24 protein-coding genes are annotated in these 25,025 nt (G+C 71.9%); 15 read left to right on the top strand and 9 right to left on the bottom strand.

Annotated elements, in window-relative coordinates; translation table 11 throughout:
* Positions 1-44 precede the first annotated feature (44 nt).
* The 4 genes from J2X63_RS06350 to J2X63_RS06335 all read left to right on the top strand — a co-directional run bounded on the left by J2X63_RS06350 (position 45) and on the right by J2X63_RS06335 (position 4,556).
* Positions 45-1,556, top strand: coding sequence for a peptide MFS transporter (locus J2X63_RS06350; protein WP_309975248.1), 1,512 nt, complete (start codon positions 45-47; stop codon positions 1,554-1,556).
* 90 nt (positions 1,557-1,646) lie between these two features.
* Positions 1,647-2,441, top strand: coding sequence for a polyprenol monophosphomannose synthase (locus J2X63_RS06345; protein WP_309975246.1), 795 nt, complete (start codon positions 1,647-1,649; stop codon positions 2,439-2,441).
* Between the two features lie 118 nt (positions 2,442-2,559).
* Complete coding sequence (locus J2X63_RS06340; RefSeq protein ID WP_309975244.1) at positions 2,560-3,762, top strand: MFS transporter; 1,203 nt, start codon at positions 2,560-2,562, stop codon at positions 3,760-3,762.
* 137 nt (positions 3,763-3,899) lie between these two features.
* Positions 3,900-4,556, top strand: coding sequence for a DNA alkylation repair protein (locus J2X63_RS06335; protein ID WP_309977831.1), 657 nt, complete (start codon positions 3,900-3,902; stop codon positions 4,554-4,556).
* Here J2X63_RS06335 and J2X63_RS06330 read toward each other — a convergent pair.
* The 4 genes from J2X63_RS06330 to J2X63_RS06315 all read right to left on the bottom strand — a co-directional run bounded on the left by J2X63_RS06330 (position 4,553) and on the right by J2X63_RS06315 (position 9,058).
* A complete protein-coding gene (locus J2X63_RS06330; RefSeq protein ID WP_309975243.1) occupies positions 4,553-5,434 on the bottom strand; it encodes an AraC family transcriptional regulator in 882 nt (293 codons plus the stop codon). The genes J2X63_RS06335 and J2X63_RS06330 overlap by 4 nt on opposite strands.
* Positions 5,435-5,498: 64 nt before the next feature.
* A complete protein-coding gene (locus J2X63_RS06325) occupies positions 5,499-6,749 on the bottom strand; it encodes an ROK family transcriptional regulator (RefSeq protein ID WP_309975241.1) in 1,251 nt (416 codons plus the stop codon).
* 67 nt (positions 6,750-6,816) lie between these two features.
* The gene (locus J2X63_RS06320; protein ID WP_309975239.1) at positions 6,817-8,316 is read right to left on the bottom strand and encodes a carboxylesterase family protein; all 1,500 of its coding nucleotides are present in this window, start codon (positions 8,314-8,316) and stop codon (positions 6,817-6,819) included.
* A gap of 160 nt (positions 8,317-8,476) precedes the next feature.
* Positions 8,477-9,058: a TetR/AcrR family transcriptional regulator gene (locus J2X63_RS06315; RefSeq protein ID WP_309975237.1), complete on the bottom strand. Its 582-nt coding sequence runs from the start codon at positions 9,056-9,058 to the stop codon at positions 8,477-8,479.
* A gap of 91 nt (positions 9,059-9,149) precedes the next feature.
* Between J2X63_RS06315 and J2X63_RS06310 the strand changes: the two genes are divergently transcribed.
* Genes J2X63_RS06310 through J2X63_RS06300 form a run of 3 tightly spaced genes read left to right on the top strand, consistent with a single transcriptional unit; the run spans position 9,150 to position 13,547 of the window.
* Entirely contained in the window at positions 9,150-10,466 is a 1,317-nt protein-coding gene (locus J2X63_RS06310) for an MFS transporter (RefSeq protein ID WP_309975235.1), read from the top strand.
* A gap of 1 nt (position 10,467) precedes the next feature.
* Positions 10,468-11,247: a phosphatase PAP2 family protein gene (locus J2X63_RS06305; protein WP_309975233.1), complete on the top strand. Its 780-nt coding sequence runs from the start codon at positions 10,468-10,470 to the stop codon at positions 11,245-11,247.
* Positions 11,244-13,547: a glycoside hydrolase family 3 C-terminal domain-containing protein gene (locus tag J2X63_RS06300; protein ID WP_309975231.1), complete on the top strand. Its 2,304-nt coding sequence runs from the start codon at positions 11,244-11,246 to the stop codon at positions 13,545-13,547. The genes J2X63_RS06305 and J2X63_RS06300 overlap by 4 nt, the downstream gene beginning before the upstream one ends.
* Before the next feature lie 79 nt (positions 13,548-13,626).
* On the opposite strand, the gene J2X63_RS06295 is transcribed toward J2X63_RS06300, so the two are convergent.
* Complete coding sequence (locus J2X63_RS06295) at positions 13,627-15,225, bottom strand: PxKF domain-containing protein (RefSeq protein ID WP_309975229.1); 1,599 nt, start codon at positions 15,223-15,225, stop codon at positions 13,627-13,629.
* 228 nt (positions 15,226-15,453) lie between these two features.
* Between J2X63_RS06295 and J2X63_RS06290 the strand changes: the two genes are divergently transcribed.
* The 7 genes from J2X63_RS06290 (at position 15,454) to J2X63_RS06260 (ending at position 19,241) form a co-directional block, all read left to right on the top strand.
* Positions 15,454-15,900 carry an MSMEG_6728 family protein gene (locus J2X63_RS06290; RefSeq protein WP_309975227.1) on the top strand — a complete coding sequence of 149 codons (447 nt, stop codon included), beginning with the start codon at positions 15,454-15,456 and terminating at the stop codon, positions 15,898-15,900.
* A gap of 77 nt (positions 15,901-15,977) precedes the next feature.
* Entirely contained in the window at positions 15,978-16,184 is a 207-nt protein-coding gene (locus J2X63_RS06285; protein WP_309975225.1) for a DUF2945 domain-containing protein, read from the top strand.
* 32 nt (positions 16,185-16,216) lie between these two features.
* Complete coding sequence (locus J2X63_RS06280) at positions 16,217-16,564, top strand: hypothetical protein (RefSeq protein WP_309975223.1); 348 nt, start codon at positions 16,217-16,219, stop codon at positions 16,562-16,564.
* A 243-nt stretch (positions 16,565-16,807) separates the two neighbouring features.
* Positions 16,808-17,530 carry an RraA family protein gene (locus tag J2X63_RS06275; RefSeq protein WP_309975221.1) on the top strand — a complete coding sequence of 241 codons (723 nt, stop codon included), beginning with the start codon at positions 16,808-16,810 and terminating at the stop codon, positions 17,528-17,530.
* Positions 17,531-17,627: 97 nt separating this feature from the next.
* Positions 17,628-18,146, top strand: a complete 519-nt coding sequence (locus J2X63_RS06270; protein ID WP_309975219.1) for a hypothetical protein — start codon at positions 17,628-17,630, stop codon at positions 18,144-18,146.
* A 172-nt stretch (positions 18,147-18,318) separates the two neighbouring features.
* On the top strand, positions 18,319-18,672 hold the full coding sequence (locus tag J2X63_RS06265; protein ID WP_309975217.1) for a hypothetical protein: 354 nt from the start codon (positions 18,319-18,321) through the stop codon (positions 18,670-18,672).
* A gap of 83 nt (positions 18,673-18,755) precedes the next feature.
* Positions 18,756-19,241 (top strand): hypothetical protein, encoded by a 486-nt coding sequence (locus J2X63_RS06260; RefSeq protein WP_309975215.1) that lies wholly within the window; start codon positions 18,756-18,758, stop codon positions 19,239-19,241.
* A gap of 125 nt (positions 19,242-19,366) precedes the next feature.
* Here J2X63_RS06260 and J2X63_RS06255 read toward each other — a convergent pair whose 3' ends face one another.
* Both J2X63_RS06255 and J2X63_RS06250 read right to left on the bottom strand, forming a co-directional pair.
* Positions 19,367-20,827 (bottom strand): alpha-hydroxy acid oxidase, encoded by a 1,461-nt coding sequence (locus J2X63_RS06255; protein ID WP_309975213.1) that lies wholly within the window; start codon positions 20,825-20,827, stop codon positions 19,367-19,369.
* Positions 20,828-20,853: 26 nt separating this feature from the next.
* Positions 20,854-21,660, bottom strand: a complete 807-nt coding sequence (locus tag J2X63_RS06250; protein ID WP_309975211.1) for a GntR family transcriptional regulator — start codon at positions 21,658-21,660, stop codon at positions 20,854-20,856.
* 189 nt (positions 21,661-21,849) lie between these two features.
* Between J2X63_RS06250 and J2X63_RS06245 the strand changes: the two genes are divergently transcribed.
* Positions 21,850-22,110 carry a hypothetical protein gene (locus tag J2X63_RS06245; protein WP_309975209.1) on the top strand — a complete coding sequence of 87 codons (261 nt, stop codon included), beginning with the start codon at positions 21,850-21,852 and terminating at the stop codon, positions 22,108-22,110.
* Between the two features lie 52 nt (positions 22,111-22,162).
* Here the strand turns inward: J2X63_RS06245 and J2X63_RS06240 are convergent, their stop codons facing one another.
* Positions 22,163-23,278 carry an NYN domain-containing protein gene (locus tag J2X63_RS06240; protein ID WP_309975208.1) on the bottom strand — a complete coding sequence of 372 codons (1,116 nt, stop codon included), beginning with the start codon at positions 23,276-23,278 and terminating at the stop codon, positions 22,163-22,165.
* Between the two features lie 76 nt (positions 23,279-23,354).
* Entirely contained in the window at positions 23,355-24,995 is a 1,641-nt protein-coding gene (locus tag J2X63_RS06235; RefSeq protein ID WP_309975206.1) for a CHAT domain-containing protein, read from the bottom strand.
* Positions 24,996-25,025 lie beyond the last annotated feature (30 nt).

The raw sequence follows: 25,025 nt of genomic DNA, 5'->3' as shown, positions 1-25,025 counted from the left end.
TCCGTGGTCGCGGCATCCGCTCGGGGAGGAGTACCCTTCCCCCCATGGGCAGCGTCATCGAACCTGCCCCGGGGGAGCACGGACCAGGCGAGCCGGTCGTCACCGTCGAGCGCGACACCTCGGGGGACCACGGATTCTTCGGGCAGCCACGGCCGCTCGTGCACATCTTCGGCGTCGAGATGTGGGAGCGGTTCAGCTTCTACGGCATGCAGGGCATCCTGCTGCTGTACCTCTACTACTCGCTCTCCGACGGCGGTCTCGGCGTCGACCAGGCCGTCGCCGCGGGCATCGTCGGGGCGTACGGCGGGGCGGTCTACCTCTCGACGATCCTCGGTGCGTGGATCGCCGACCGGCTGCTCGGCTCCGAGCGGGTGCTCTTCTACAGCGCCATAGTGATCATGGGCGGCCACATCGCGCTCGCCGCGCTGCCCGGGTTCCTCGGCGTCGGGGTGGGGCTCGTGCTCGTCGCGTTCGGCTCGGGCGGACTCAAGGCGAACGCGACGAGCGTGGTCGGCACGCTCTACTCCGAGCACGACCCGAGGCGCGACGCCGGGTTCTCGCTGTTCTACCTCGGCATCAACCTCGGCGCGTTCCTCGGCCCGCTGATCACCGGCCTCGTGCAGGACACCTGGGGATTCCACTGGGGCTTCGCCGTCGCCGCGATCGGCATGGCCATCGGCCTCACCCAGTACGCGTTCGGACGCAAGGGGCTGCCGGCCGTGGCATCCGTCGTGCCGAACCCGCTGCCGCGCTCGCGGCGTGGCCTCATGATCGGCGTCGCCGTCGCGGGGATCCTGCTCATCGTCGTGCTCGTGCTGACGGGCCTGCTGAACGCCGGCAACATCGCGACCTGGGTGGTCGGCGCCACGATCGTCGCCACGATCTCGTACTTCGTGGTGATCCTGCGCAGCCATCGCATCACCTCGGTCGAGCGCAGCCGCGTCTTCGCGTTCATCCCGCTCTTCATCGCGAGCGTCGCGTTCTGGTCGCTCTACCAGCAGCAGTTCACCGTGCTCACGATCTACGCCGACGAGCAGCTCGACCGGAGCATCTTCGGCTGGGTGATGCCGGTGCCGTGGGTGCAGTCGATCAACCCGATCTTCATCATCGTGCTGTCGGGCGTGTTCGCCGCGATGTGGACGAAGCTCGGCGAGCGCCAGCCGTCGACACCCGTGAAGTTCGCGCTCGGCACCGTGCTGATGGGCCTCGCCTTCCTGCTGTTCCTCCCGTTCGCCGACGGCGGCCCGAGCTCCACGCCGCTGCTCTGGATGGTGCTCATCCTGCTCGTGTTCACCGTGGCCGAGCTGCTGCTCTCCCCGGTCGGGCTGTCGGTCGCCACGAAGCTCGCGCCGCGGGTCTTCCACACCCAGATGGTCGCGTTGTTCTTCCTCTCGGTGGCGCTCGGCACGTCGATCGCCGGCGTGCTCGCCCAGCTCTACACGGTGGTGAACCAGACGACCTACTTCGCGGTCCTCGGCGGCATCGCGGTCGTGCTGGGTGCGGCGCTGTGGTTCGGCCGCAAGCCGGTGCTGCGGCTCATGGCCGGCGTGCGCTGAGGCTCGGTGCGCTGACGCTCCCTGCCGCACGCCTCCCACGGCGTGGGCGGTTACGATAGCGCGAACACGCCTGCGCGAGTGAGGGAGCGAATGGCCGGCACACTCGTCGTGATACCGACCTACAACGAGCGCGAGAACCTCGCCGACATGGTGGCCCGGCTACGCGCGGCGGTGCCCGCGGCATCCGTGCTCGTCGTCGACGACTCGTCGCCCGACGGCACCGGCGAGCTCGCCGACGAGCTCGCCGCGGCGGACGCCGCGGTGACCGTGCTGCACCGCACCTCGAAGGACGGCCTGGGCGCGGCCTATCTGGCGGCGTTCGGCTGGGCGCTCGAGCGCGGCTACGACCCCATCGTGCAGCTCGACGCCGACGGCTCGCACCTGCCCGAGCAGCTGCCCCGCCTGCTCGAGGCGCTCGAGCGCCCGGATGCCGCGGGCCGACGTCCCGACCTCGTGATCGGCTCGCGGTGGGTGCCGGGCGGCTCCATCGAGAACTGGCCGCGCCACCGGGAGCTGCTGTCGAAGTGGGGGAGCGCCTACGCCCGCATGGTGCTGCGGCTCGACACCCGCGACGCGACCGCGGGCTACCGGGCGTTCCGCGCGGCCGGACTGCGCCGCATCCGCCTCGAGGACGTGCACACCCGCGGCTACGGCTTCCAGGTCGACATGCTCTGGCACGCGCGGGAGGTCGGACTCACCGTCGTGGAGGTGCCGGTGACGTTCGTCGAGCGCGTGCGCGGCCACTCCAAGATGAGCCCGGCGATCGTGCTCGAGGCGATGGTGCGGGTCACCGTCTGGGGCGTGCGATCGCGCTTCGGCCCGCGGCGCCCGAAGGCGTCGGCGGCCGACGGCAGCGGGTCGGCAGCCGGCCACACCCGGGCCTGACCGCCGTTCGCCGCCGTGCGGCGTCGCTTCCCGGAGGAACGGTCGGGTCGTGGCGACGATCGGTCGGGTGCGAGCGCACGCCTCGCGCGAGGCTGGGACGCGAACCTGAAGGAGTCCCATGTCAACGAACACGCTGTCGACGCCGGTGCAGCCGGCGCCCGCCACGGTAGGCCGCCTGCCCCGGACGGCGTGGCTCGCCGTGGTCTCGCTCGGGCTCGGCATCTTCACGCTCGTGACGAGCGAGTTCCTGCCCGCCAGCCTGCTGTCACCGATCGCGGCCGACCTCGGCATCTCGGAGGGCGCGGCAGGCCAGCTGGTCACCGCGACCAGCATCAGCGGCATCATCGGCGGCCCGCTCATCGTGTCCGCCCTTCCCCGCGTCGACCGACGGTGGGTGATGACAGGCCTCACGACGCTCGCGATCCTGTCGAACGTGCTCGTCGCCCTCTCGCCGGCGTTCGGCCTGATGCTCGCGTCGCGGCTGCTGCTCGGCCTCGCGCTGTCGGGCTTCTGGGCGATGTCGCTCGCGGTCACCGCGCAGCTCGTGCCGGCCGACCGGCTCGGTCGTGCCATGACGATCGTGAACGCGGGGGTCTCGCTCGCCACGATCGCCGCCGTGCCTGCAGGCGCGTACTTCGGCGAGCTCCTCGGGTGGCGTGCGGTGTTCCTCCTCGCCGCGGCGGCCGGACTGGTGACCCTCGCCGCGCAGCTCGCCACGCTGCCGTCCATCCCGCCGAGTGGCGCCCCTGGCTTCCGTACCCTCCTGCAGACCGCCCGCATGCCCGTCGTCGCCACGGGCATCCTCGCCATCGTGCTCATCGCCGGCGGCCACTTCATGGGCTTCACCTACCTCCGCCCGGCATTCGAGGGCGTCAGCGGCCTCACGCCCGAGCTCCTGGCGCTCCTGCTCCTCGTCTACGGCGTCGCCAGCTTCGTGGGCAACGCCGTCGCGGGCCCGCTCGCCGATCGTCGGCTGCCCGTGCTGGTGATCGCCGCGCCCGTCGCGATCGGCACGGGCACGGTGGTCTTCGCCCTGCTCGGCTCCAGCCTGCCGCTCGCCTTCGTCACCGTGTTCGTGTGGGGCGTCGGGTTCGGCGCGGTGCCCACGATGGTGCAGACGTGGATGGCGCACGTCGCGCCCGAACGGCTCGAGAGCGCCGGCGGACTGGTGGTCGCGGCATTCCAGATCGCCATCACGATCGGCGCGGCCGTCGGCGGCCTGCTCATCGATTCCGTGGGCGTGCAGTCGGCGTTCCTGGGCGGTGGCATCGCGGCGGTGATCGGGGCGGCGGTGCTGAGCTCCGCCCGCCGGCGCGTGTAGGCGGCGCGGCCCGAGCGGCCCCCGGCGCTCGACCTCCGCTCATCCGGCTCGCTCGTATGCTGGGACGGCGGGGCAGCGAAACGGAGGAGATCGTCGTGGCGGTACCGTCGGCACCGGAGGTCACGGTCGGCCGGGTCATGGCCGACCTCGCCGCCCTCGAGGACCCGAAGGTCCGGGCGGTGAACGAGCGCCACGGCGACGACCACGGCGTCAACCTCACCAAGCTGCGGGCGGTGGCCAAGCGCCTGGGCACGCAGCCCGATCTCGCCGCCGAGCTCTGGGAGACCGAGGACACGCCCGCCCGTCTCGTCGCCATCCTGATCGGCCGGCCCAAGGCATACTCGGCGGCGGAGCTCGACGCCATGCTCCGCGACACGCGCGTGCCCAAGGTGCACGACTGGCTCGTCAGCTACGTGATCAAGAAGAACCCGCACGTCGAGGAGCTCCGCACCGCCTGGTTCTCCGATGCCGATCCGGTCGTCGCGAGCGCCGGATGGGCATTGACGAGCGACCGGGTCGCGAAGCGCCCCGACGGACTCGACCTGCCGGGGCTGCTCGACGTCATCGAGGCGCGGATGAAGGACGCACCCGACCGCCTGCAGTGGGCCATGAACGAGTGCCTCGCTGCCATCGGCATCCACCACCCCGAGTACCGCGCCCGGGCGATCGGCATCGGCGAGCGGCTGGAGGTGCTCAAGGACTACCCCACGCCGCCCGGATGCACGTCGCCGTTCGCGCCGATCTGGATCGCCGAGATCGTGCGCCGCCAGGACCCCGGTTCGGCGCGGGCCTAGGCGACCGTCGCCACGGCGCCGCGACGCCACCGGCTCGGCGCAATGCCCGCGTGGCGCCGGAACGCACGGCTGAATCCCGCGTCGCTCTCGTAGCCCAGCCGGTACGCGATGTCGGTCACCGGAACGCCGGCTCGCAGCATCCGCTCGGCGTGCTCCATGCGCACTCGAGTGAGGTAGCGCGCCGGGGTGTCGCCGACCGCGTCGCGGAACTGCTCCGCGAACTGCGAACGGGAGGCGCGTGCGAGCCGTGCCAGCGACTCGACCGTCCACGGCGAGCCGGGGTCGTCATGGATGGCCGCGATCGCCCGGCCGAGATGCGGGTCGGCCGGCGCGGCGAGCCAGTCGCGGGCGTCGCCGCAACCGCGTTCCAGCCAGATGCGCACGGCGGCGGAGGCCACGACGTCGGCGAGCCGCTCGATCACGGAGCCGCTGCCGGGGCGGTCGGCCGACGCCTCGCGGTGCATCGTCTCGAGGAGGGAGGCGAAGATCGGCTCGTCGACGCGGAACCCGCACGTGAACAGCACGTCGGGCATCACCCGAGGGTCGATGGCGTCGGCGCCCTCGAGGGCGAGCGCCCCGCTGAGCAGCCGCGTCTCCCGTTCGACGTGCACGTCGACGCCGCCGCCGTGCGGGAGCAGCACGAAGTCGCCGGCCTGCATGCGGAGCGGCTCCACGCCAGTGCGGCGGAGCTCCACGGCACCGGTCGCGACGTAGTGGAATCGGATGCCGCCGCCGCCGTCGTGCCGCACCGAGCCCGCGTCGAGCACCTCGTGTCCGAACTCGCGGACGCTCCAGTGCAGGCGCCGCAGCACCGCGTCGATCCCGTCCTGGGGATCGACGAACCCGACGGGCACCGGCCCGGCGTCGGTCGCACTCATGAGTGGTGCAAGCGCGCCGGCCGGGGAATCATTCCCCGTGTCAGCCGACGACGGGAGTACTGCGTCAGCCGGCGAGCAGGAGCGGTTGGGCGATGAGGCGGTCACGGGCGCGACGGCGCGCCCCGAGGAAGCCCGCGTCGGGCCCGATGCGCGCGGCGATGATGCTGGGGATCGGCTCGAGCGCGCCGCCGCCGATGGTCGGGCGGTTCGAACGGTAGGCGGTGTCGATGTCGCCGACGAACTGCGACCAGTACCCGCCGACAACGACGATCGCCGGGTCGAGGGTCGGCACCACGAGCTGCAGTGCCCGGCCGATCCAGAGCGCCGCATCGAGCCACGACCAGCGCGCCCGGTCCTCGGCCGCGGCGATGCGGACGGCGAGCTCCTCGAGGGCGGCGGTGTGACCGTGCTTCGCGGCGAAGGCGTCGAGGCCCGCCCGTTCGAGCACGATGCCCGGCGCCGCGACCGTGGCGAGGCATCCGCGCTGCCCGCACTCGCAACGCACCCCGCCCTGCACCACCGGCAGGTGGCCGAACGAGGCGGCGAGTCCGTGCGCCCCGACCAGGGCGCGGCCGCCCGAGACGGCGGCGGCCGTCACGCCCGTGTCGCCCTCGAGGTAGAGCACGTCGTGCACGCCCGGCAGTTCCGCGTATTCGGCCGCGGCCGCGGCGACCGCGGCGGGCTCGACGCTGAGCGGCAGGAGCAGCCGCGACTCCATGGCGACGAGCGCCGGCGTACGGGCGCGCAGCTCGCCGAGCACGTCGACCGGTTCGGCGCCGAGCCGGGCGTCGGTGATCACGACGGGGGGTGCGCCGGCGACCGCGCCGTCGACGAGCACGGTGATGTCGGCGATCGGATGCTGCGCCCGCTCCGCCCGGGCCAGTGCACGTGCGAGGGCGAGGCCGAGCGCGTCGAGTGCGACCGCGGCATCCGATCGTGCATCGTCGGCCTCGACGTCGATCGGCACTGCGAAGCGCGCGAGCTCCTCGCCCGAGAGGGCCGCGATGGTCGCGACCGCCTCGTCGGGTCGCAGGAGCGTGGTCACGATCACGTGGTCGGCGGCCGAGAGCGACAGCGGCGTCGCCCGGCCATCGCCCGACGGGTCGTGCTCGGCCGGCCGCAGCACCCCGGCATCGATGAGCCGCGCCGCGAGCCCGGCGATGGCGCCCCGGCCGAGGCCGGTCGCCGTGGCGAGTTCGCTGCGCGTCGCCGGCCCGTGGATCACGAGATGCTCGAGGAGGAGTGCGGAGTGTTCGGGCTGCGCGGCCAGGGGGCCGCCGGTGGTTGGAACGGATGTCTCGCCGACGTTCGTCATGCTCGCAAGCATGGTCGGCGTGTCGCTTCGGGTCACGTACCCCGTTCGGGGCACGCGCCCCGAACGGTCAGCGATCGACGAGCGGGCGGACGCCGGCGAACGCGTCGGCGGACACCACGGACGGCACGTCGTAGACCCGCGCTGCGGCCGCGGCATCCGTGACCCTCGGCCAGCCGGGATCGCCCTGCGCGATGAACGCGACCGCGGCGGAGTGGACCTCGTCGGCGAGCGCCTGCGGCGGCGCTTCCCCGCCGATCGCCGAGACACGGTCGGCGCCGAGGCAGTCGAAGAAGAAGGGCACATCGACGCAGTGCACCGCACGGCCGAAGTTCGGCGACCGCCAGGAGAAGCGGTAGAGCCAGGTCGGCGCGCCGCCCCGCGCGGTGGCGACGCGCAGCACGAGGGTGCGGAACATCCGGTCGGTGATGTACCGGCCGAGGACCGCGGCCGTGCCGAGCTGGCGCACGTCGGTGTTCGCACGGAGGTAGGCCGCGCGCTCGGCCCTGGCGAGGCCCACCTTGCCGAGGAGGAAGCCCGCGGGCACCCAGCGGAGCTTGTCCTTCGCGCCGTCGAGGATCATCGAGAACTCGTCGTCGGTGGCGCCCAGCACGAGCGGCTTGTCGGCGCCGACCCCCGCGGCGATCGCGTCGATGGTGCGGCGCGGGATGAGCTCGCCGTCGATCACGGGCCCGAGCGTCAGGCCGTTCTCGATGAAGCCGCGCAGCATGGTCATCGGGTTGCCGTCGGGCGCCGGATCGGTGAGCTGCTTCTGCAGCTCGAGCACGCGTTCCTCGGTGAGCGACGACAGCCCTTCCCGCGTCGGCTCCACGCCGCCCAGCGCGGCCAGCCTCCGGCCGAACTCCTCGGCCTCGGCGAGGGTGATGTCGGTGGCGACCCCCGACATGCTGTAGACACCCGAGATGAGCGGCTGCGCCGCCGGCATGCCGAGGAGGGTGAGCACCGCGCCGCCGCCGGCCGACTGCCCCGCGATCGTCACCCGCGCCGGGTCGCCGCCGAACGCCGCGATGTTGTCGCGCACCCACTCGAGGGCGAGCAGCCAGTCGAGCACGCCCCGGTTCATCGGGGCATCCGCGATCCAGCCGAAGCCGTCGAAGCCGAGGCGGTACGAGATCGACACGGTGACCACGCCGTCGCGGTTGAAGGACTGCCCGTCGTACCAGGGGCTGGCGGGGGAGCCGGCGAAGTAGCCGCCGCCGTGGATGTAGACGAGCACGGGGAGGCCGGAGCCGGTGGACGGCGCCGGCGAGGGCGTGAAGACGTTCACGTTCAGCGTGGACTCGCCCGGCACCGACGGCTCGGGGATGAGCGTCACGCCGGGGTCGCCGCGCTGCGCGGTCGCTCCGAACTCGGTGGCGTCGAGCACGGCGCCCCACGGGCGACGTGGCACGGGTGCGGCGAAGCGGTGCTCGCCGACCGGCGGCTCGGCGAAGGGGATGCCGAGGAAGGCCGCAGAACGGTTGCCCGCGGCATCCGTGCGCCAAAGGCCGCGCACGCGGCCCGCGATGGTGTCGACCTCGGGGTGGGTCTCGGTTCCGGCGACCGACATGACGGCAGCTCCTCACGCACGCTTCGTTGGGGCGGATGTCCCGGTTTGAAAACCGAGTGACGCTTGGGAATCAAGTATGGGAGATGCGGACCGCGAACTCAACCACGGGTATCGGATGCGGCCGCGCTCGCGTCGGGAGCTGCTGCCGCGTGGCATTCGCTCAGGCCTTCCGCGTGACGAGCTGCCAGAGATAGGCGACGTGATCGGCCATGTCGATCGACGGGTCGAGCATCCACTGGGTCTGCAGGCCGTCGGCCGCGGCGAGGAAGAGGTTGGCGATGCGGTCGGCGTCGAGGCTCGGGTCGACGTTGCCGGCGGCCTGCTCGTCGCGCACGAGCGTGCTGAACACGCCACGGAACTGGTTGTACCGGTCGACGAAGAACGCGTGCGCCGGATGGTCGGGATCACACGCCTCGGTGGACACCTGGGCGTAGAGCTGCACGAGGCCCGGCACCTCGGAGTTGTGCCGGATGACCCCGAAGAAGCCCTCGACCGGGTGCTCGAGGTCGTTGTCGACGAATCCGCCCGTGTCGACCTCGTCGCGCTTGCGGAGGATCTCCTGGAAGAGCTCCTCCTTCGACGAGAAGTAGTGCAGGAGGCCGGCCTGGCTGAGGCCGACCGCGTCGGCGAGCTCGCGCACCGAGGTGCGTCGATAGCCGTTGCGGGCGATGACGTCGAGCGCGGTCGTGAGGATCTCCTCGCGCTTCGCCACGCCCTTCGCGTACGAACCCCTGCGTGCCATACCTGCATGGTACGGAACCGCTGTTGCAAATGAAAACCGAGCGATGTATGGTTTTGCCCACTCAGTGCTGAGACCCGAGAGGATTCCCCCGATGGCGATGGCGTCGACCCCCCAACCCGCTGCCGATTCCCGCCCCGACGAGCTCGACGAGCCCGTCGCGTTCTTCGAGGAGGCCACGGGCAACGAGGATCCGCCCGCTCCGATCAAGGGCATCGGCCGCCTCCTCGGCTGGATCATCCCCGCGAACCTCGGCATCTTCCTCATCTGGGGAGCGGTGCCCGGCATCCTCCTCCCTGCGCAGATCACCGCGCAGTTCGGCGAGGCCGACAAGGTCGCGAACCTCGCCGTGGTGATGACGATCGGCGCGTTCTTCTCCATGCTCGCCCAGCCGATCGCCGGCCAGATCTCCGACCGCACGCGCTCCAGGTTCGGGCGCCGGGCGCCGTGGATCTTCCTCGGCTCGCTCGCCGGCGGCCTCGCGCTCGTCGGCCTCGCCTTCGCGAACAGCCTCGTCGGTGTCGTCATCGCGTGGACCCTCGTGCAGATCACGTACAACTTCGCGCAAGGCCCCCTCAGCGCGGTCATGCCCGACCGCGTGCCGCTCAAGCGGCGTGGCACCTTCGCCGCGCTCTCCGGCATCGGCCTGATGGTGGGCGCCCTCGGCGGCCAGATCGTCGCGTCCGTCTTCCTCGGCAGCATCGCCGCCGGCTACGTGACCTTCGCGGTGCTGTCGCTCGTCCTCCTCACGCTCTTCATCGTCTTCAACCCCGACTACTCGTCGAAGGAGCTCGAGCCCGAGCCCTTCCGCTTCGCCGACTTCCTCCGCACCTTCTGGGTCAGCCCGGTCAAGCACCCCGACTTCTTCTGGGCGTTCACGGGTCGCCTGCTGCTCTACACCGGTTACTTCGCGGTGACGGGCTACCAGTTCTTCCTGCTCACCGACTACTTCGGCGTCGCCGAGCCCGGCTCGGTCATCCCCGTGCTCGGCCTCATCAGCCTCGCCGGCATCCTCATCGCGACCGTCGCATCGGGCCCCATCTCCGACCGGGTCGGCCGCCGCAAGCCCTTCGTCTTCGCCTCGTCGGCCGTCACCGGCCTCGCGTTCCTGCTGCCGTGGGCCTGGCCCGACCTCACCGCCTGGATGATCATGACGTTCATCGCGGGCCTCGGCTTCGGCATGTTCCAGGCGGTCGACACGGCGCTCATGAGCGAGGTGCTGCCGTCGGCGAAGTCGTTCGCGAAGGACCTCGGCGTCGTCAACATCGCCGCCACCCTGCCCCAGACCCTCGCGCCCGGCGTCGCCGGCGCCATCGTGCTCTCGTTCGGGTACACCGGCCTGTTCCCCGTCGGCATCGTGCTCTCGGTGCTCGGGGCGTTCGCCGTCTGGCCGATCAAGGCGGTGAAGTAACGTGCCGGATGCCGCGGGGGCGCCCGCGCTGACCGAGGCCGCCGCGGCATCCGCACCGGCCGCCCCGCGGACCCGCCCGGCGAGGCCCCGCGCCCTGCTCGTCACCGGACTCGTCGGACTCGCGCTGTTCGTGGCCTTCGGGCTCACGGTGCTCCAGGACGTGGATGCGCCGCTCACCCAGCCGCTCGACGACGCGTGGCGCCGCCTCGTCGGCGCGAGCGCGCTCGAGCAGGTGTCGTGGGTCGTGCCCATGGCGTTCCAGCACCTCGGCGAGCTCCCCGGCGCGGTGCTCACGATCCTGCTCGTCCCGGCGTGGCTGTTCGCGATCCGTCGCTGGCGCTCCGCCCTGTTCTTCCTGGCCGCCGAGCTCGGCGGAACGCTGGTCGTCTCGCAGCTCACCAAGAACCTCGTCGACCGGCCGCGGCCGGCGGACGACCTCGGGAACGGCCTGTTCGGCCCGCTCTTCTCGGTCGACCACGGTTCATTCCCGTCGGGGCATGCGGTCAGCGCGGGCATCCTGCTCGTCGCGGTCGCCGCCGTGCTGCCGCCCTCGAAGCGGCTCGCGTGGTGGATCGTCGGCGGGCTCACCGCCCTCGGCATGGTCTGGCAGCGCACCCTCATCAACGCGCACTGGTTCTCGGACGCCGTGTTCGGCGTCATCGGCGGAGCATCCGCCACCCTGGTCCTCTGGTGGGCGTTCTCGACGCTCCTCGAGAAGGACTACGCGAAGCCCCTCTTCCGGCGGAGGATCGAATCACCGGCACACGAAGGAGCATCATGACCGACACCCTGAACCCGGCGACGGATGCCGCGGCATCCGCCATCGACCGAAGCGCCGCCGATCTCGTGGCCGACCTCACCCTCGAGGAGAAGGCCTCGCTCACGAGCGGCGCGAGCTTCTGGACCACGAAGCCCGTCGAGCGCGTCGGCCTGCCGGCCATCATGCTGACGGACGGGCCGCACGGCGTGCGCAAGCAGCGTGCCAGCAGCGACCACCTCGGCATCGGCGACAGCGTGCCCGCCACGTGCTTCCCGCCGGCCGTCGCGCTCGGCTCGTCGTTCGACCCCGAGCTGCTCGAGCGCGTCGGCGTCGCCCTCGGCGAGGAGTCACTGGCCGAGCAGGTGGGCGTGCTGCTCGGCCCCGGCATCAACATCAAGCGCTCGCCGCTGTGCGGTCGCAACTTCGAGTACCTCTCCGAGGACCCGATCGTGTCGGGCGTGCTCGGCTCCGCGCTCGTGCGCGGACTGCAGTCGCAGGGCATCGGCGCATCGCTGAAGCACTTCGCGGCGAACAACCAGGAGGCCGACCGCATGCGCGTCTCGGCCGACATCGACGAGCGTCCGCTCCGGGAGATCTACCTGCGTGGGTTCCAGCGCGTCGTCGAGGACGAGCAGCCCTGGACCGTGATGTGCTCCTACAACCGGCTCAACGGCGTGTACACCTCCGAGGACCCGTGGCTGCTCACGAAGGTGCTCCGCGACGAGTGGGGCTTCGAGGGCCTCGTCGTTTCGGACTGGGGCGCCGTGAACGACCGCGTCACCGGGCTCGCCGCCGGCCTCGACCTCGAGATGCCGTCGAGCGAGGGTCGCACGGATGCCCAGCTCGTTGCCGCCGTGCGGTCGGGCGTGCTCGACGAGCGCCTGCTCGACACGGCCGCCCGCCGCAACGTCGAGCTGGTGCAGAAGGCGGTGCGCGGTGCGAAGGCGGATGCCGCGTACGACGCCGACGCCCACCACGCGCTCGCCCGAGAGGTGGCCGCCGCATCGATCGTGCTGCTGAAGAACGACGACGGCGTGCTGCCGCTCACCCCCGGACCCGCAGGAGTGGGCACCGCCGTCGCCGTCATCGGCGAGCTCGCGCGCACGCCGCGCTACCAGGGCGCCGGATCGTCGCAGATCAACCCGACCCGCCTCGACAACGCGCTCGACGAGCTGCGCGCGGTCGCCGGCGCCGAGCTGCCGTTCGCGCCTGGCTACGGCGACGACGGCGCGATCTCCGAGGAGCTCACGGCCGAGGCCGTCGCCGCGGCATCCGCTGCCGAGACGGTGCTGCTCTTCCTCGGCGTGCCCGCCGCGCTCGAGTCCGAGGGCTTCGACCGCGACGACATCGAGCTGCCTGCCGCGCAGCTCGAGCTCGCCGACGCGGTCATCGCCGCGAACCCCCGCACCGTCGTGGTGCTGTCGAACGGCGGCGTGGTGCGCCTGTCGGGCCTCGCGGACCGGGTGCCCGCGATCGTCGAGGGGTGGCTACTCGGCCAGGCCGGCGGCGGGGCCGTGGCTGACGTGCTCTACGGCGTCGTGAACCCTTCGGCGCGGCTCGCCGAGACGATCCCGGTGCGGCTCGCCGACAGCCCCGCGTACCTCGACTTCCCGGGCGAGCACTCGCACGTGCGCTACGGCGAGGGGCTCTTCGTGGGGTACCGCTGGTACGACGCGCGCGACTTCGACGTGTCGTACCCGTTCGGGCACGGCCTCTCGTACACGACATTCGACTACTCGGATGCCTCGGTGTCAGCGGATGGCTCGGGGCTCACGATTCGCGTGACGGTGACGAACTCGGGCGACCGGGCCGGCGCCGAGGTCGTGCAGGTCTACACGTCGCTGCCCGGATCCGCGGTCGTGCGCGCGCCGCGCGAGCTCAAGGGGTTCGCGAAGGTGGCGCTCGACGTGGGCGAGTCCCGTGAGGTCGAGGTGCACGTGCGGCGCGCCGACCTCGCCTACTGGGACACGCGAGTGGACCGCTGGGTCGTCGAGGGCGGCGCCTACTCGGTCGACGTCGCGGCGTCGAGCCGCGACATCCGCGCGACCGTGTCGGTTGACGTCGAGGGCGACGCCGTGCGCGTGCCGCTCACCATGAACTCGTCGATCGGCGAGCTTCTCGCCCACCCGGTCGCGTCGCAGTACATCATGCAGGCCATGTCGGCGCTCGGCGACGGCGAGACCGCAGGGCTCATGGCCGACCCCGGCCTGTTCAAGATGATGGAGTCCTTCCCGATCGGGCGGCTCGCCTCGTTCCCCGGCATGGGCCTGGGCCGCGAGCAGGTCGAGCAGCTGCTGGCCGCGTCGAACGCGCAGGCGTAGCGCAAGGCGGACGGAGACACGGAGGGCCGGGAGCGATGCTCCCGGCCCTCCGTGCTGCCGTGCTGGTGGTGCCGTGCCGCTACTTCGTGAAGGTGAACTTCGCCGTGTGCGTCGTGCCGTCGTCGAGCGTCAGCGCGAAGGTGCCGCACTTGCCCGCCCACGTCTTCACCGTCTTCCAGACGTACACGTACTGGCCCGCCACCGCGTCGTAGGTGAGGGTGCTGCCGCCGGCCGTCACGGTCTCCTCGATCGCGTCGACCGAGGCGCCCGCCGTGCACGCGGTGAGCGTGAGCGTCGGCGAACCGGCGGCGATGATGTCGAGGCCCTGATTGCCGTGCAGGCTGAACTTGATCGGCACGGCACTGCCGGCCTTCACCGAATTCACGACGCCGCCCATGTCGACCGGCCGGAAGAATCCGGCGAAGTCGTACACGACCGAGTAGTCGCACTCGACGGCGAGCGACGTGTTGCCTGCGTTGTCCTGCACGGTGCCGGCCGCGACCGTGGCGGTCCTGGAGCCGACGCCCGAGGTGTCGAGCACGATCGAACCGCTCGTGGGGTACCCGTCGGCGATGCCGGATCCCGGCGTGGGATCGTAGGCGGTCCACGTCGCCTCGGCGACCGAGCCGAGCAGCAGCGGCGTTGCCGGGCAGACGAGGTCGACGACCGGGGGAGTGTGCTCGGTCACGAAGTAGTCGCACTCGACCGCGACCGACGCGTTGCCGGCGTTGTCGACGGCGGTGCCGGCGGGAGCCACCGCGGTGGCCGGGCCGTAGGCGTCGGTGTTCAACGGGACCGTGCCGCTCGCGCCGGTGGCCAGGCCGGATCCGCCCGCTTCGTCCGTCGCCACCCACGTCGCCTCGGCGACCGAGCCGAGCAGCACGTCATCGGTGGGGCAGGTGAGCACGACGACCGGGGGCGTGTGCTCGGTCACGAAGTAGTCGCAGGAGGCTTCGGCCGACGGGTTGTCGGCGAGGTCCTTCACCAAGCCCGCGACCGCGAGTGCGGTCCGGGCGCCGTAGATCGACGTGTCGAGCGCGAGCGTGCCGCTCGAGGCGCCGGCGAGGCCGGATCCCCCCGTGTCACTCGCCACCCAGGTGGCGACGGCGTTCGACCCACGTTCGACGAGCCCGCCGGGACAGGTGAGGACGACGACCGGCGCGATGGTGTCGACCGGGGTGGGGACGCCGCAGGAGAGGGTCGTCCAGGTCACGCCGACGCTGTCGGTGCGGGTGATGGTGTTGCCGTCGGTGTTCAGGCCGGCGGCTGAATACGTCACGGTGCCGCTGTGGGGGCCGGCGACGTTCGACGTCACGCTGATGGTGGACTTCACCGCGGCGCTCAGCACGTTGTTGCCCAGGGCTTCCCAGTTCGACGGCAGCACGAGCTGGCCGCCGCCGGCCGACAGGGCCGCCTCCGTCGTGGATGCAGAAAGCGTCACGACCGCGGAGTCCGCGAAGGCGTTCTTGCCCTCGTCGCTGCCGTTGCGCTTCATCCTGAGGTCGACCGAGGCGCTCGCCGGCGTGCCGCACGCGATGCTGCCGAGTGAGATGGAGCTCACGTCCGCCTGGAGCGAGTCGACGACGACGAGGTTGTCGGCATAGGCGATCCCGCCTCCTCCGACGATGAGTGCGGCCGCCGTGGCGGCGCCCGCAAGGGTGGATTGCCAACGCTTCATTGCGTTCTCCGATTCGGGTTCGGTGTCTGTTCGGTGCCGTGGGCGCGCGGGTACGGCCGACGGACTGTCCCGAACGTAGCGCCTCGACCTCGGCCGAAGTGAGCCCCAGTGCGGGTGGCAAGGTGCTGCAGAGCCTCCGTCAACCCCGGGCACGGGGCATCCGGACCCGCCTAGGCTGACGGCCGACGGGCGCCGGCCGACGGCCGACGGGCGATGGGAGGGGGATGCATGCAGACCTTCCTCCCGTTCGCCGACTTCGCCCGCAGCGCCGCCGCGCTCGACACCACGCGACTCGGGAAGCAGCGCGTGGAGACTCTGCAGGTGATGCGGGCGCTCACGGTGCCCGGGTACGGGTGGCGGCATCATCCGGTCGTGAAGATGTGGCGCGGGTTCCGGCCCGCGCTCATGGCCTACCAGGACGCGATCTGCGACGAGTGGATCGGTCGCGGCCATGCCGACACGTGCCGCATGAAGACGCTCGAGGCGCTCGACACGGTTCCCGACGACCGTGCGGCGTATCGGTCCGGTGCGTTCGTGCTGCCCCCGTGGATCGGGTCGGAGGAGTTCCACCGGTCGCACCGTTCGAACCTCCTCCGCAAGGATCCGGAGTACTACGGCTCGCTTGCCGCCGACGTGCCGCCGGACCTGCCCTACGTCTGGCCGTCAAGGGGGTGAGGCCGGATGCCGCATCCCCTACGCTGCCCGGAGGCGAGGGCCGCACCCCGCGGCCCCACAGGTCGAGAGGCGCAGGCATGGTCGCGGTGCACGATCGGGTGAGCTGGGCGACGTCTCAGGGACGCACCAGCGGACGCGTCGTCGAACGGCGCACGTCGGACTTCGAGTTCGCGGGGCAGAAGTTCACCGCGAGCGACGACGATCCCGCGTTCATCGTGGAGAGCGAGCAGACCGGCGCCAAGGCGGCCCACAAGGGTTCGGCACTGCGGGTGCTGAAGGGCTGAGCTCGACCCGGGCCCGATCGGAGGAGGACGACATGACCGTGAAGCTGCATCAGCCCGGGCTCCGTCAAGCGCGCTCGCTTGTGCGCGACGGCAAGGTGGTGCGCGATGAGCGCGACGACTGGAGTGAGGACGCGCCGAGCGCCGACGAGGAGAACGCATTCATCGAGGAGCACGGCTGGGCCGAGTACGGCCACTGGCACCTCGGCGTCGACGACGACGAGGATCGCGAGACCAAGGCGCATTACAAGTTTCCGTACGGCGACTTCAGGAAGGTGCACCGCTGCGGCGTGATCGCGCTCGAGAGCCGCGCCGGCCAGTTCGACCACGACGAGATCCGCGACGAGGCGAAGAAGCTGCTCGAGCTCATCGACGAGGGCTGACCGGGCCTGCCGCCCGCCCGCGGGCCCCACGCCCGCCCGCATCCTGTCACCCGCGCCGACTCGTGTCACCGGCGTCGAAACCTTGTGTTCGGTGTACCGCGCCCGTTGCAGGCGCACCGAACACAAGGTTTCGACGAGGATGCAGCGAGCGGATGCCGCACTGCGCGCTGCAGCGAGCGGATGCCGACGGCCGGGCGGGCGTGGCATGCTCGAATCGCCCCACCCACGAGTCGGAGGTCCATCATGCAGGAGGCCACGCCCGTCACGCCCCCCGAGCCCGACCCCGAGGCATTCGCCCCACCGACCGCGGCGATCGCCGATGCGGCGCTGCGCCTCGGCGTCGACGCGCGACTGGCCCCGGTCGGCCTCCGTGCGCTCGGGCCGGTCGCACCCCTCGCAGGGAGGGCACGCCCGGTGACCCACCTCGGCAGTGTCGACGTGCTGCTCGAGACGATCGACGACGCATCGCCCGGTGACGTGATGGTCGTCGACAACGGCGGCCGGCTCGACGAGGCCTGCGTCGGCGACCTCATGGTCCTCGAGGCGGAGCGGGCGGGCCTCGTCGCGCTGGTGATCTGGGGCCTGCACCGCGACACCGCCCAGCTGCGGGAGATCGGCCTCCCGGTGTTCAGCCTCGGCGCGTGCCCGTACGGTCCGCGCCGGGTGCCGCCGGCCGGCCGGCGCATGCGCTCGGCGTTCCTCGACGGCATCGCGGTCAGCGAGGCCGACCACGTCTTCGCCGACGACGACGGAGTGCTCGTCGTGGCATCCGACCGCGTCGACGAGGTCACCGACCTGGCTCGGCGGATCGTGCGCACCGAGACGGCCCAGGCCGATCGGATGCGCGCGGGCACGAGCCTGCGCGAGCAGCTCGACTTCACCGCCTATCGCCGACGGCAGGCGGCCGATCCCGAGCTGACCCTGCGTCGCCACCTCCTCGAGCACGGGGGCGCCATCGAGGTCTGAGCACCGGATGCCTCGTGGCGGCGCGCGATGCCGGTCGAGGCTGTGCGCGGCGCTCCCGCGGTGGAACACTGGTGGGGTAACCGGACGGGAGGGTGTCATGGCAGGCGCGACGACACGACGCAGGTCCCCGACCGATCGGGAGCGCGACCAACGACGCGCGGCCCGCAAGGCGGTCGCGGAGGCCAAGCGAGCGAGCCGCGAGGCGGAGAAGCTCGCGAAGACCCTCTCGCGCGACGCCCGGGCCAGTCTCGAGGCGCTCACCGCGACGGCCCGCGCCGACGTGCGCACGGCGAAGCGACAGCTCGCGGCAGATCCGCGACGCGCGAAGAGCACGGCGAAGCGCGCAGCGGCCGGGCTGGAGCTGGCCTCCCTCCGCGTGACCGCCTCGGGAGACGCGGAGCGGACGGCGCTCGCCAACTCGAACGCGAAGAAACGCGCCAAGACCATCAAGCGGCGTCGGAAGCAGGCGGAACAGGCGCGCAAGATGGCCGAGTTCGTGGCGCTGCACACCATCCTCGCCTCGGTGACCACGCCCACGGACCGCGAGCAGGCCGAGGCCGACCAGAAGCGCTGGCAGCAGATGGGCGATCGCGTGGCGCGATTCGCCCGCCGCTGACCCGGTCGCTCCAACGGCGGTCCATCCGGAGCCGGTCGCCGGTCAGTGCGGCCCCGGGCGCGGGCTCCGGGCGGCCGCCCTCCGATCGGAGCGCGAGGTGCATCCAGTCAGAGGCCGAAGATGGGCGATTCTGCGGATGTCGCGGACCGGCGGCATCCGTACCGTCGGTGTCATGGACCTCGCCGTGCTCGCCGGCGTCGCATCGACCGGCCTCTTCGCCATGAGCTACCTGCCCATGCTGATGAAGGCCGGGCGCACGAAGGACCTGTCGTCGTACAGCCTCGGCAACCTGGCGATCACGAACGCGGGCAACGCGTTGTACTCGGTGTACGTGTTCAGCCTGCCCATCGGGCCGATCTGGTTCCTGCACTCGTTCTATCTCGTGACCTCCGCGCTGATGCTCGGGTGGTTCCTCAGGTACCGGTCGCGACGTCCGGCCGCGGGGGATGCGCCGGCCCACGGGCGCCATGCGCGCGAGGCAGGCGCGACGGATGCCGCAGGGGAGCCCGCCGCGGCTTCGCGCTAACCCGTGGCTCCCGTGCCGTCAACCCGGTGGGCGACGCGTCCGTGCGGTGCGAGACTGACGGCTCGCCGAGGAACGGAGCCCCCATGTCCACGTCACCGACGCGCACCAGCCGCGACCGCCGCCGTGAAGCCCGCACGGTCGTCGCCGACGCCAGGAAGGCCGGCAGGCAAGCCGACAAGCTGGCGAAGACCCTGTCCCGTGACGCGAGGGCGAGATTCGAGGCGCGCACCGCTGCGGCGCAGGCCGAGGTGCGTGCGGCTCGGAAGGATCTCGATGCGGATCCGCGCCGCGCCGAGCGGCGGGCACGCAGGGCCGCCGCCCGTCTGGAGCGGGCGGCCGTGCGTGCCACTCCCGCGGGCCCGTCCGCGCCGACCGGGCGCGGCACGCGAGACGCGAAACGTCGAGCGAAGACCATCAAGCGCGGACGCGCGCAGTCCAAGCAGGCCCGCAAGATGGCCACGCGCAGCACCTTGCGCACGATCCTGTCCTCGCTGACGACCCCGACCGATGCCGAGCGGCGGAAGCAGGACGTGAAGCGGCTCCGGCGGAAGGTGAAGCAGGCCGCCTGAGCATACGGCTCGACACGCCGGGCGGTGACGTCGAGCGGTCGAGAGCGGTCCCTTCGGCCGCCCTAGTGCGCACCGATCGTGGCCGCTCGTCGCCCCGTGGCGCGGCGCTTGCACCCTGGCGGAGGTCAGGCCGGCAGCGAGCCCTCGGTACCGGCGGACTTCGCGCTCTCCGACGGAGTCGCCGGAACAACGGCCGTCGCGCCGGCCTTCCTGCCCGATCTCGCCGCCGCTGCCGCGGGCTTCCTTCTCGCCGCGGTCGACGACGCCGCCGAGGCCGTCGAGCGGGGTGCGCGTGCGGCCCTGGGCTTGGGAGCGGCCGCGGCGACCGCCGCCGCCGCGGCATCCGCCATCGGCTTCGGCATCGGCACCACTCGCGTGAGCTGCGTGACGTGCTGCGGTCCGAGCTCGTCGAGGCTCGCGACCTCGAGCAGCTTCATGGTGCGCTCGACCTCGGCCCGGAGGATCGAGATGGTCTTGTCCACGCCGCGCCGTCCGCCGGCCATGAGGCCGTAGAGGTAGGCGCGGCCGATGAGGGTGAAGCGCGCGCCCAGGGCGACGGATGCCACGATGTCGGCGCCGTTCATGATGCCGGTGTCGACGTGCACCTCGAGGTCGGTCCCGACTTCGCGCACCACGTGGGGCAGCAGGTGGAAGGGGATGGGCGCGCGGTCGAGCTGTCGCCCGCCGTGGTTCGAGAGCACGATGCCGTCGACCCCGCGATCGGCGAGGAGCCTGGCGTCCTCGACGGTCTGCACGCCCTTGACGACGATCTTGCCCGGCCAGATGTCGCGGATGATGTCGAGGTCCTCGAACGAGATGGTCGGGTCCATCGCCGAGTCGAGCAGTTCGCCCACGGTTCCGCCCGTCGACGACAGCGAGGCGAACTCGAGCTTCGGGGTGGTGAGGAAGTTGATCCACCACGCCGGGCGGGGCAGCGCGTTGATGACCGTGCCAGGAGTCAGCTGCGGCGGGATAGAGAACCCGTTGCGCTTGTCGCGGAGGCGGGCGCCGGCGACGGGGGTGTCGACGGTGAAGAAGAGGGTGTCGAAGCCCGCGGCCGCGGCGCGCTTGGCGAGCTCGTAGGAGATCTCGCGCTTGCGCATCACGTAGAGCTGGAACCAGTTGCGCCCGTTCGGGTTGGCGGCCTTCACGTCCTCGATCGAGGTCGTGCCGAGCGTCGAGAGGGTGAACGGGATGCCCGCCGCGCCGGCGGCCCCGGCGCCGGCGATCTCGCCCTCGGTCTGCATCATGCGCGTGAAGCCCGTGGGGGCGATGCCGAACGGCAGGGCGCTCGGGCCGCCGAGCACCTCGCGGGTCGTGTCGACGACGGGCACGTTGCGGAGGATCGACGGGTGGAACTCCACATCCTGGAACGCCTGGCGGGCCCGGGCGAGCGAGAGCTCGCCCTCGGCGGCGCCCTCGGTGTAGTCGAACGGCGCCTTCGGGGTGCGGCGCTTCGCGATGGCACGGAGGTCGGCGATCGTGAGCGCCTTCTCGAGCCGGCGGTCGGTCGCGTTCAGCGTGGGCGCCTTGAAGCGCATGAGCTCGGCGAGCTCCTTCGGGTTCGGGAACTGGCGCTGGACCATGGTGTCGGTGCTCTCTCTCGTGCGGGTCAGGTCGGGGTGGGGTCGATGAAGGTCTCGGCGTAGTAGCCCGAGATGTGGTCGTGCATGCGGGTGCGGGCGGATGCGGCATCCGCTGCCCTGATCGCGGCCACGACGCCGCGGTGCTCGCCGCGCAGCCGCGCCGAGGTCGCCGCCCAGTCGGCGATCGTGGCCAGGCCGGCTCGGGCGTAGCCCTCGATGCCGCTGCGCAGCCCCGCCATGGTGGCGGTGATCACCTGGTTTCCGGATGCCTCGGCGAGGGCCAGGTGGAAGGCGGCGTCGAGCGCGAGGAACTCGGCCGCTTCGAGGTCGGGAGCGTCCATGGCGTCGAGCAGCGCCTCGGCCGCGGCGAGGTCGGGGGCGTCGGTCGTCTGGGGCTCGGCCGCGGTCGGGTCGGATGCCGCGGCGAGGTCGAAGGCTGCCGCGAGGTCGCCCGCCACCGCCGATTCGAGGATGAGGCGGGTGCGCACGATGTCGGCGACGGGGAATCCGCGTGCCGCAACCTGCAGCCGCATGAGCGATCCCATGGCGCCGCCGGGGGTGGAGATGATGATGGCTCCGGACGTCGGGCCTGAGCCGGCCTGCGTGCGGATGAGGCCGAGCACCTCGAGCACGCGCAGTGCCTCGCGCACGCTCGAACGGCCGACGCCGAGCTCGGCCGAGAGGGCGCGCTCGCCGGGGAGCCGGTCCCCGGGCGACAGCTCGCCCGAGAGCAGCTGGGATTCGACGTGCTCGAGCACCGCCTGCCAGGCGCGCGGTGCCTCGGATGCCGCAGACGCACCGGTGTCGTGCGGCGTGCTGCCCTCGTGGTGCATGCCGTCGCCTCCCGCCGCGCCCATGTGGTCTGACCACAGTAGCAGATGTGGTCAGACCACACGGGGCGGCCGGCGAGCCGAGAGGCGCGCAAGCCCCTGCCGGGCAACGGTGCGATGGCCCAGACTGGCTCGCACGCGATCTCCGCCGACCTCGATCAGTGCGGGCGATCGCCGAGACAGGAGGAGCAGATGTCCGACATCAACACGCCCACCTCGCGGGAGCATCCCGAGGCGCCGGCGGAGGGCGCCGACGACGCCTCGGCCCAGCCGAACCGCCGAGATGGCGACGACCGCACCGACACGGCCCCCGACGACCAGTCGTCGTACAACATCCAGCCGCCGCCCACCGAGGATGGTGAGGTTCCGGGGGTTCCCGACGCGAGCGACGGTGCGCTCGACCGCGATACGGAGGACGACCCGGGTTCGAACGCGACGGGAGTCGGCGCGTAGGCCGACGCCCCCGGTCGCCGAGGGTGACCGGGCGCGGTGCGAAGCGGGCGGCTCAGCCCTTCTTGGGGCGGATCCGGATGCGGTTGCCGGCCTCGTCGAGCTCGACGACGCCGCCGCGCGACTTCACGAAGTCGCTGAACGAGCCGAAGCCGAGCCGGCGCTCCTGGAACGACGGGTCCATGCGCAGCATCTGGTTCTTCACGGCGCCCGAGGGCTGCCACTCCTCGTCGTTCTTCGCACGCAGCAGCTCGAGCGCCTTGAGGATGAGGCGGCCGGGGTTGCGGGTTCCCGACGTCGGCTCGGGCTGCGTGCCGTCGGAGAAGTGCACGGCGGGGGCGCCGCCCGAACGCCCCGCGGGGGCCGCGGTCGCGAGGTCGGCGTCGGTCGGGGTCTCTGCGTCGGCCGCAGGCGCGGGCGCCGCGGCATCCGTCGCCTTGGCCCTGCCGCCGCCGCGGGTGGCGCGACGCGCCTTGGGGGCCTCGGGAGCGGATGCCGCCGGAGCGGTCGCGGCTGCCGCGGCCGGCTCCGCGGCCGACGGCGCTGCTGCCGCCGCCGCCCGGCCTGCCGGTGCCGCGACGGCGACCTCCTCGTCCTCCTCGACCGCGGCATCCGTGGTCAGGAGGGCGTCGTAGTCGGCGTACTCGTCGCACGACGCGGTGAGCGCCCGGCTCGTGCCGCCGGCCACGCCGATGCCGACGACGTAGCGGCCGAGGCGCTTGGCCTTCTGCGCGAGCGCCACGTAGTCGGAGTCGCCCGCGACGATGACGATGTGCGAGAGGTCGTCGATGCGGAACATGTCCTCGACGGCGTCGACGGCGAGGCGGATGTCGGCACCGTTCTTCGTCGCCGAGAGGGGGAACAGCTGCACCAGGTCGACGGCACGGTCGATGAGCTGCCCGCGGTAGCTCGCGTTCACGGGGGTCGACCAGTCGGCGTAGGCGCGGGCGATGGCGATGGTGCCGAACGTCGCCGCGAAGTCGAGCACCGCGTCGATGTCGACGGTGGCCGTGACGAGGCGTTCGGCGGTCTGCGTGCCCGGGTTGACCGCACGCCCGCGCGAGGTGTCCTTGCGGTAGGCGCCTTCGCCGTGCACCTGGTCGTAGCGCGAGATGACGATGTTGTCGAAGTCGAAGTAGAGGGCCACGCGGGGCTCTGCGGAGGTGGGCATGTCGACCTTCCGTCGATGAGTGCGTGCTCCCGATGCTAGCCCTGCGCGCCGACCGGGGTCTCGCACGCGGGCTGCGTCACCCCGACGGTCGGTGCGTGACGGCCGCCGCGAAGTTCCCCGTGTTGCCCTCGGGCGTGTTGTCGTTCACGCCGAGCCAGAGCCGACCGCCAACCGGGCACTCGTAGGTGGTCGCCAACCCCACGGAGAAGAGTTCGTCCACCGTGTCGAGGCTGCCGATGAGCGCCAATGGGTGCACCGAGAGGGTGACTGCCGAGTCGGAGTGCTCGCCCGAGAGCATCCCGTCGGGTCCCGAGTTCGTGTTCTCCGTCTCGAACCAGGCCTGCCCGCTCGCCCGGATGTTGAACGTATCGCCGGCCTCGCACGAGATGCCCGTGTCCGTCCAGGGCTGGTCGACCTCGACCGTGACTTCTGTCATCACGGGCTGGCCGCCGTTGCCTCCGCCGTTGCCATCTGGAGGCGCGCCGTTGTCGGGCCGCAGCAGCAGTGCGGCGGCGACGCCGCCGCCCCCGATCGCGACGATCCCGATCGTCGCCGCGACGAGCCATGCATTCCAGCGCATCGGCCGGGCGGGCGCGACCTGAACTTCGGGCGACGGCGCGATGTCGAAGAGTCGGGTGTCCTCACCGCGCAGGTACAGCACGGGCGTGATCCATTCCAGCGTGCCGCGACTCAGGCCGAGGATGCCGATGCGCCCGCTGCGGACAGCCTCGTCGATGCCGCGTCCGTGCGCGAGCGCCTTGTAGAAGCCACGCGCGAACGCGATCGCGGCGTCATCGCTGATCGAGTACTGCATCGCGGCGACCGCGTGGATGCCGCTGTGCGCGAGCGCCGCCGCCGTGCCGGAGAAGAGGTCGATGGTGCCGGATGCCCCGGACTGGCACGAGTTCAGCACGACCAGTCGCGGTGTCGGCTCGGCCTCGTCGAGGAGGTCGGCGAGCCTCGAGGCGGGGATGTAGTCCGCGCGACCATTGCGTCCGACGAACGCGAGCACGCCCTCGTCGGTCTCGGTGTCGTATCCGCCGTGCCCGATGAAGTGCAGCACGTGCCATTCGTCTTCGAGGAGCTTGTCGTGCACCCCCGTCCAGCTGACGTCGTCGAGCCAGCGCAGCTCCACCCGCCCCGCGTCGAGGTGCGGGCGGAGCGCCTCCTCGAGCCGGACGCGCTCCGCTTCGACGTCGAGCGCGGGCAGGCCGGCCGGCGACGAGATCATCCCGAGGACCTTGAGCGGCGGGGTGACCGTCAACGCGGGCGGCGAGAACGACGCGGGCACATGACGCACCAGCGGTTCCTTGAGGCAGAGGTACGCCTGCGTCTCCGAATCGAACAGCGCCTCCCACGGCAGCGCGGCCAGGCCCGGCGCGTCCAGCCGCAGGACGAGCTGCACGCCCGTGCCCCGCTCGGCGGCCACGGCAGCGCTCGTCCGGTACGCGGTGCGGACGTCGCCGGTGAACGTGGTCTCGAACAGTCGGATGCCCACGGCCTGGACCTCGGCCTCCGTGTCGGACATGATGCGGCGGCTCGAGACGGAGGACGACAGGATGCTCGCCTCGACGTGCGGCCGCTGCGAGACGAGCTCGTCGACGTCGAGCGTGATCGTCTCGACCGGCTCGCCACCGCCGACGGACCGGAGGACGCGAACGACGTAGGTGCCGGGCTCCGGTCCCGGCCCGATCTCCAGTTCCATCGCCGTGTCCATGGAACTCACCTCGACGGTGCGGGGTTGTGG

It is taken from the genome of Agromyces sp. 3263 (genome assembly GCF_031456545.1).
Lineage (GTDB): Bacteria > Actinomycetota > Actinomycetes > Actinomycetales > Microbacteriaceae > Agromyces.
The sequence above is the reverse complement of the archived record's forward strand: the minus strand, read 5'-3'. Positions and strand labels throughout refer to the sequence as shown.